Raw genomic sequence first — 7,024 nt, 5'->3', positions numbered from 1 at the left:
GCCTTTCTACGGCGTGCCGCGTGAGGTCGGGCTGTGGACCGCTGCCGCAGTCGCTTCGGTGGCGCTGGTGGCGGCGAGGCTGTTTCGCGAAACCTCTTTCGGCCTTGCCAGCCGAGCCGCCGCCAATGACGAGCGTGGTGCGGCCGCCGTCGGCGTCGACCAACGCACGGCGCGTCTGGCCGCCTGGGTGGCGGGTGTCGTCGCCGCCATGGCTGCCGGCGCCATGATGGCGCAGTTTCTGGGTGCGTTTTCACCGCGCGATTTCTATTTCGACCTGGGCTTCACCATGCTTGCCATGCTGATCGTCGGCGGCATGACCTCGTCGCTCGGCGCTTTCGCCGGCGTCATCGTCACCATCGTTTTGGTCGAAGTGGTACGCCGCTTCGAAGGCGGCGGCGAAGTGCTCAGCCTGCATCTGCCTGTCCTGTTCGGCTTGACCCAGGGCGTGCTTGCCATCGCCATGATCCTGGTCATCTGGCGACGCCCGACCGGCCTGTTCGGCGAGCGTGAGCTGAACCTGCTGCGCCGGCCCGGACGTCAGGCCGTGACGGCTTCGGCGGCACCTCCGCAGCGTGTCGAGAGTGACCGGCTCTCCGCCGAGCGTCTGTCGCGCCGTTATGCCGGCGTCGTTGCTGTCGACGACGTCAGCCTGAGTTTCGAAACGGACAGCATCACCGGTATCATCGGCCCCAATGGCGCCGGCAAGACGACGCTGCTCAACATGCTGGCCGGTGATGTCAAGCCAAGTGCCGGTACCGTGTCGGTGGGTGGCGCGGTGCGGCAGGCTTCTGCCTTCCGCTTCGCGCGCTCCGGCGTTGCCCGCACCTTCCAGAACATCCGCGTCTTCCCGCACATGACGGTGCTGGAAAACGTCGTCGTCGCCGCACGCCAGGTAGAGCCTGATCTCGTCCATGCCGAGGCGGCGGCAATGGGTGAACTTGCGCGCATGGGGCTGGAGAGATTTGCCGATCAGCCGGCCGCCAGGCTTGCCTATGGCCAGCGACGCCGGTTGGAAGTGGCACGTGCGCTGGCGTTGAAGCCGCGCTTCCTGCTGCTGGACGAGCCGGCCGCCGGCATGAACGCCGTCGAGACCGCCGAACTGGTTTCCATCCTCTCGACAGTCCGCACCGAGCGCCGCATCGGCGTCGTCCTGATCGAGCACGACATGAGGCTGGTGATGAACCTGTGCGAACGCATTGTCGTCATCGATCATGGCCGCGTCATCGCCGACGGCACGCCGGGCGACGTTCAGAAGAACCCCGCCGTGATCGCCGCCTATCTCGGCAGCCGCACGGCGCTCGCCAAGACCGCAACGCCTGAAAACCAGACCGCATAGACCGCAACGACCAACGACAAAAATCCAGAAGGAGAACCGACATGCCAAGCCTCTATCGCCTCCATCGCGCCGCCTTCTGCGCTGCCGTGTTCGGCATCGCCACCATTTCGACGGCCAGCGCCGAGGAGATCATCATCGGTGCCGCGACCGCGCAGACAGGCGGTCTTGCCCCTTACGACCAGCCGGCACTTGCCGGCCTGCGCATGTCGCTCGACGAACTCAACGCCAAGGGCGGGTTCGGCGGCAAATACACCGTCAAGCTGCTGATCAAGGACACCCGCTCCGACACCGCGCAGACCGCCACGGTCGCGCAGGAGCTGATCGATGCCGGCGCCAAGATCATGATCACGCCGTGCGATGCCGATCCCTCGATTTCCGCCGGCCAGCTGACCCAGCCTCTCGGCATTCCGACCCTGACGCTGTGCGGCTCCGCCCCGGTGCTCACCGGCGCGGTCGGCGATGTCATGTTCGGCACCTATCCCGCCGACAATGTACAGGCGACGGCGGTTGCCGACTTCGCCGTCTCCGAAGGCAAGAAGAAGGTGTTCCTGCTGACCTCGCCGGACTCCACCTACACCGCCAATCTGCCGGAATATTTCGGCAAGGTGTTCGAGAAGAAGGGCGGCACCATTGTCGGCCGCGGCACTTTCAGCATGGGCCAGCCCGACTTTTCCGCCGAGATCACCAACATCAAGGGCTTGGCCGATAAGCCCGACCTGATCATGACGGCGGCCTATGAGCCCGATTTCCCAGCCTTCATCCAGCAATTGCGCGGCGCCGGCGTCACCATCCCGGTCTATGGAGCCGATGCCATCGGTACGCCGACCATCAAGGCGCTCGGCAAATTGGTCGACGGCGTCGTCTACACCGCGGCCGGCTATGCCGAGCCGGGCAGCAAGCTCGAAGCCTTCAACGCCGCCTTCACCAAATATGCCGGCCATGCGCCGGAATCGACCTATGAGGTCAATGGCTACGAGATCGGCCTGATCCTCGACCAGGCGGTCAAGACGGCCGGCTCCGACGACCCGAAGGCGATCCGCGACGCCATCGCCGGCCTCAAGGATTTCGAGGGCATCACCGGCAAGATCACCTATGCCGGCACCGACCGCATGCCGCTGCGGCCAGTGGCGCTGATGCGCTACGAGGGCGGCGAAGGCAAGCATGTCGAGACCCTGATCCCCGAAGCCGCCGACGTTCCGGCGCCGTGATGTCATGCTGAGCGTCGAAGCCCTGAAAATCCGGTACGGCGAGGTCGAGGCGGTGCGCCGCGTCGACCTCGCCGTCGACAGCGGCGAGATCATCGCCCTGGTCGGCGCCAACGGTGCCGGCAAGAGCTCGACGCTCGGCGCCGTCGCCGGGCTGGTGCCGGCGGCATCGGGCAAGGTGGTCTTCGACGGTGTCGACATCACCGGCCTGGCGCCGGAGGCGATCGCCCGCAAGGGCGTCGCGCTGGTTCCGGAAGGCCGCCGCATCTTCGCCAGCCTGACGGTGGCCGACAATCTGCGTCTCGGCGGCGCGGTGCATCAGCCGGCGGCCGAGGCGCGGCTGCGCGAAGAGGAGATGCTGGAGCTGTTCCCGATCCTGCGCCGCTACCACCGCGTCAAGGGCGGCAATCTGTCGGGCGGCGAACAGCAGATGCTGGCCATCGCCCGCGCGCTGATGGGCAAGCCGCGCATGATCCTGCTCGACGAGCCCTCGCTCGGCCTTGCCCCGCAACTGATCGACACCGTCTTCGACCTGATCGCCGAACTGCGCCGCAAGGGCCTGACCATCCTTCTGGTCGAACAGAATGTGGCGCTGGCGCTCGAAATCGCCGACCGCGCCGTCGTGCTCGCCAATGGCGAAGTGGTGCTGTCGGGCAGGGCAAAAGAACTCGCCTCTTCGGACCTCGTCCGCCAGGCCTATCTAGGAGCTTAAGAAGCATGATCGCGCAGCAGATCATCAATGCGGTGAGCCTCGGCGGCGTCTATGCGCTGCTGGCGCTCGGGCTGGCGATCGTCTTTTCCATCGTCGGCCTGATCAACTTCGCCCATGGCGAACTGATGACGCTGTCGGGCTATGCGCTGCTGGCCTCGCTGGTGCTTGGCTTTCCGTTCCCGGTGGCGGTGCTTGTCGCCGTGTCCTGCGGCGCGCTCGCCGCTGTCGCCATGGAGCGCATCGCGTTCAGGCCGATGCGCGGCGCCAGCGTCACCAGTCTGTTGCTGACCAGCTTCGCTGTCTCCAGCCTGCTGAAGGTCGTCTTCCAGAACGGCATTTCGGCGCGGCCGCAGGCTGTCGCCATGCCTGGCTGGATGACCGGCGCTTTCTCCTTCGGCGATTTCACCATCGGCGTCGGTCCCAGCATCTCCATCGTCGTCTCCGCACTGGCGCTGATTGCGCTGGAAGTCTTCCTGCGCCGCTCGGTGACCGGGACGGCGATGCGTGCCGCAGCGGAGGATTTCGACGTCGTGCGCCTGATGGGCATTCCGGCCAGCCGCATCATCGCCACCGCCTTCCTGCTCTCCGGCCTGCTCGCCGGGCTGGCGGCCATGCTGTGGGTGGCGCAGCGTGCCTCGGTCGACCCGCTGATGGGTTTCACGCCGGTGCTGAAGGCGTTTATCGCCGCCGTCGTCGGCGGGCTCGGCAGCTTGCCCGGTGCTGTCGCCGGCGGCTTCCTGCTCGGCATCATCGAGGTGCTGCTGCAAGCGACATTGCCGGGAGCGATCGCGCCCTATCGCGACGCCATCGTGCTGTCGGGCGTCATCGCCGTGCTGCTGGTTCGCCCGCAAGGCCTGATCCCGGCGGTTCGCGCCCAGCGAAGCTGACCTGATGTATACCAAGCCCGAGTTCGCGCCACTGTCGCGCGACGAGGTGTTCGGCCTGATCGAGGCCGCGGCCTTTGCCACGGTGGTGACAGCGGGACCGCAGGGCCTTGTCGTCTCTCATCTTCCCTTCGTGCTCGATCGCGCGCGGGGTGAAAACGGAACGCTGATCTCGCATCTCGCCCGGGCCAATCCGCACAGCACCTTGATCAGCGAAGGCAGGGAGACGATCACTGTCTTCCACAGCCCGCATGGCTACATCTCGCCGTCCTGGTATCCGCGCAATCCGGTGCGCGACAGCGCGCCGACCTGGAACTTTGCCGTCGTGCATTGTCATGGGCATCCGGTGCCGCTCGACGATCACGGCACCGCCCGGCATCTCCTGCAGCTTGTCGACGTGCTGGAGAAGGATCGCGACGATCGCTGGGGCATGCGTGAGCTCGGACCAGGCGGCATGGAGCGGCGCATACCTGGTATCATAGGGTTTGACCTGCCGATCGGGCGGCTCGAAGCCAAGTTCAAGATGGGCCAGGATGAGCGCCTCTACGACACAGGCGGAGCCATCAGGGTGCTGGAGCAAAACGATCCGGCGCTGGCAACAATGATGAAGGCACACAACGCGCATCGCCAGGACTGAGCGCCTGCATGCGGCAAGGATAAGAAAAAATGATCCCCAATCTCAACATCGTGCCCTTCGTCAGCGTCGATCATATGATGAAGCTGGTGCTGAAGATCGGCGTCGAACGCTTCCTCGTCGAACTCGCCGGCTACATCGAGAATGATTTCCGCCGCTGGGAGCTGTTCGACAAGACGCCGCGCGTCGCCTCGCACAGCGCCGAGGGTATCATCGAACTGATGCCGACCAGCGACGGCGAAGTCTACGGCTTCAAATATGTCAACGGCCATCCCAAGAACATGCGCGAGGGACGCCAGACCGTGACCGCCTTCGGCATGCTCGCCGACGTCCACAATGGCTACCCGGTATTGCTGTCCGAAATGACCATCCTGACGGCGCTGCGCACGGCGGCGATGTCGGCTCTGGCCGCCAAGTACCTGGCGCCGGCCGGCTCCAGCTGCATGGCGCTGATCGGCAACGGCGCCCAGGCCGAATTCCAGGCGGTGGCCTTCAAGGCGCTGCTCGGCGTCGACAGGCTGAGGCTTTACGATATCGACCGCTCGGCCACCGAAAAATGCATCCGTAATCTCGCCGGTCTCGGCTTCGACATGGTCGCCTGCGGCACCGCGCAGGAGGCGGTCGAGGGGGCTGACATCATCACCACCGTCACCGCCGACAAGCAGTACGCCACCATCCTCACAGACAACATGGTCGGCTCCGGCGTGCACATCAACGCGGTCGGCGGCGACTGTCCCGGCAAGACCGAATTGCATCGCGATATCCTGCTGCGCTCAGACATCTTCGTCGAATACCCGCCGCAGACCCGCATCGAGGGCGAGATCCAGCAGCTTGCGCCGGATCATGAGGTGATCGAGTTGTGGCAGGTGATGTCAGGCGCCGTGCAAGGCCGGCGCGATTCCGGCCAGATCACGCTGTTCGATTCGGTCGGCTTCGCCATCGAGGATTTTTCGGCGCTGCGCTATGTCAGGGATCAGCTGAAGTCGACCGGCCTCTACCAGGAACTCGACATGCTGGCCGACCCCGACGAACCGCGCGACCTGTTCGGCATGCTGTTGAGGGCGGCCCAGCAGGGTTGAGGCATAGAGTGTTCAGCCAGCCGAACCCCACATGGCATCCGGCACCACCACCAGCTTGCCGACGAAATCCTTGGCAATGAAATCCGCCTGCGCATGGTGGAAATCGGAGAGCTTGTAGACGCCACCGACCAGCGGCCGGATTTTCTTCGCCTCGATGTAACCAACGATGCGACGGAAATCCGCGCGCGTGCCCTGGCTCGAACCATGCAACTGCAACTGCTTGAGATACATGGTCCTGAGATCGAGTTGCACGACCGGACCGGCAATCGCGCCGGCGGTCGTGTAGCGGCCTTCGGGCCTGAGAATACGCAAGAGGTCGTTGAAGATCGCGCCGCCGACCAGGTCGGCCACCACGTCGATCGGTTGGCCGCCGGTCGCTTCAATCACGGCTTGCGGCAGGTCTGCGACGCCACGGGTGATGACCGCCTCGGCGCCGATGTCCAGCACCGCCTGTTCCTTGCCCTTGCCGACGACGGCATAGGGAATGGCGCCGCGCGCCCGTGCCAGTTGCACGATGCCGGAACCGACGCCGCCCGAGGCGCCGGTGACCAGCACGCGCTCGCCGGCCTTCAAGCCGGCGCGCTCCAGCATCTGTTCGCCGGTCAGGTAAGCGCAGCAGAAGGTGGCGAGTTCGACGTCGCTCATGTCGGTATCGACGACATGCGTATTCTCGGCCGGCACGGCCTGGTATTCGGCGTAGCCGCCGTCGCGGCCATGGCCCATATAGTCGATGTCGGCGAGCGAATCGTCGTCGCGATTGTAGATGGAGAAATCGACCATCACCCGTTCGCCGATACGCTCCGGCGACACGCCTTCGCCGACGGCGGCGATGGTACCGACGGTGTCGGTGCCCTGGATGCGCGGGAAAACAAGCGTGTTGCCCTGGCGCCGCCATGTCGACACGGCGGCAGCGTCCTCCTCCGTGCCATAGGCGCCCTGGCGCACCCAGACATCGGTGTTGTTCATGCCGCAAGCGCTGACCTTGACCAGCACTTCACCTGGCGCAGGCGCGGGCACTTTCACATCGCTGCGGTAGACGAGTTTTTCCGGCCCGCCGTGCCCGACAAGCAGCACGGCGGCCATGGTGGCGGGGAGGGGTCTGGTCATGGCATTCATAGTCGATCTCAGAGATTGGCAAACACGCTCTTGACCGCATCGGCGGTCCTCGACACGA

General features: G+C 65.3%; 7 protein-coding genes. 6 read left to right on the top strand and 1 reads right to left on the bottom strand.

Features of this window, described 5'->3' with window-relative positions; translation table 11 throughout:
* From ENZ75_RS15505 to ENZ75_RS15480, 6 genes are all read left to right on the top strand, one after another.
* Positions 1-1,336, top strand: a 1,336-nt coding sequence (locus tag ENZ75_RS15505) for an ATP-binding cassette domain-containing protein (RefSeq protein WP_128278170.1), incomplete at its 5' end; no start/stop codon positions are given.
* A 41-nt stretch (positions 1,337-1,377) separates the two neighbouring features.
* Entirely contained in the window at positions 1,378-2,544 is a 1,167-nt protein-coding gene (locus ENZ75_RS15500; RefSeq protein ID WP_063170112.1) for an ABC transporter substrate-binding protein, read from the top strand.
* 4 nt (positions 2,545-2,548) lie between these two features.
* Positions 2,549-3,253 carry an ABC transporter ATP-binding protein gene (locus tag ENZ75_RS15495; RefSeq protein WP_063170113.1) on the top strand — a complete coding sequence of 235 codons (705 nt, stop codon included), beginning with the start codon at positions 2,549-2,551 and terminating at the stop codon, positions 3,251-3,253.
* 5 nt (positions 3,254-3,258) lie between these two features.
* Positions 3,259-4,140 (top strand): branched-chain amino acid ABC transporter permease, encoded by an 882-nt coding sequence (locus ENZ75_RS15490; protein WP_027035600.1) that lies wholly within the window; start codon positions 3,259-3,261, stop codon positions 4,138-4,140.
* Positions 4,141-4,144: 4 nt separating this feature from the next.
* Entirely contained in the window at positions 4,145-4,774 is a 630-nt protein-coding gene (locus ENZ75_RS15485; RefSeq protein WP_063170114.1) for an FMN-binding negative transcriptional regulator, read from the top strand.
* 29 nt (positions 4,775-4,803) lie between these two features.
* Complete coding sequence (locus ENZ75_RS15480) at positions 4,804-5,850, top strand: ornithine cyclodeaminase (protein WP_063170115.1); 1,047 nt, start codon at positions 4,804-4,806, stop codon at positions 5,848-5,850.
* 12 nt (positions 5,851-5,862) lie between these two features.
* Here the strand turns inward: ENZ75_RS15480 and ENZ75_RS15475 are convergent, their stop codons facing one another.
* The gene (locus tag ENZ75_RS15475) at positions 5,863-6,966 is read right to left on the bottom strand and encodes an alcohol dehydrogenase family protein (RefSeq protein WP_127378977.1); all 1,104 of its coding nucleotides are present in this window, start codon (positions 6,964-6,966) and stop codon (positions 5,863-5,865) included.
* Positions 6,967-7,024 lie beyond the last annotated feature (58 nt).

This window comes from Mesorhizobium sp. M7A.F.Ca.CA.002.04.1.1, from assembly GCF_004022805.1.
GTDB classification, from domain to species: Bacteria; Pseudomonadota; Alphaproteobacteria; order Rhizobiales; family Rhizobiaceae; genus Mesorhizobium; species Mesorhizobium ciceri.
The sequence above is the reverse complement of the archived record's forward strand: the minus strand, read 5'-3'. Positions and strand labels throughout refer to the sequence as shown.